The organism is Kitasatospora sp. MBT63 (genome assembly GCF_000710465.2).
Lineage (GTDB): Bacteria > Actinomycetota > Actinomycetes > Streptomycetales > Streptomycetaceae > Kitasatospora.
This window is the reverse complement of record NZ_JAIZ01000787.1, coordinates 11412-11830: the sequence shown is the minus strand read 5'-3', so window position 1 is coordinate 11830 and position 419 is coordinate 11412. Positions and strand designations below refer to the sequence as shown.

Below are 419 nucleotides of genomic sequence, written 5' to 3'. Positions count from 1 at the left end.
CGGCGAACGAACTCAGCTGGTCGACCATGGTGTTGATGGTCGTCTTGAGTTCCAGGATCTCGCCGCGGGCGTCCACGTCGATCCGGCGGGTCAGGTCGCCGCCCGCGACGGCGGTGGTCACCTGGGCGATGTTGCGGACCTGGCTGGTGAGGTTGTGGGCCATGAAGTTGACGTTGTCGGTGAGGTCCTTCCAGGTCCCGGCGACGTTGGCCACCCGGGCCTGGCCGCCCAGGATGCCCTCGGTGCCCACCTCGCGGGCGACCCGGGTCACCTCGTCCGCGAAGCTCGACAGGGTGCCGACCATCGTGTTGATCACGTCGGCGAGGGCGGCGACCTCGCCCTTGGCCTCGACGGTGATCTTCCGGGACAGGTCGCCGCGGGCGACGGCAGTGGCCACCTGGGCGATCGAGCGGACCTGC

At 69.7% G+C, this 419-nt stretch carries 1 protein-coding gene; it reads right to left on the bottom strand.

All coding sequences use genetic code 11. The features are described from left to right. On the bottom strand, positions 1–419 hold a 419-nt coding region (locus tag AA75_RS41030), incomplete at both ends, for a HAMP domain-containing protein (protein WP_149038679.1).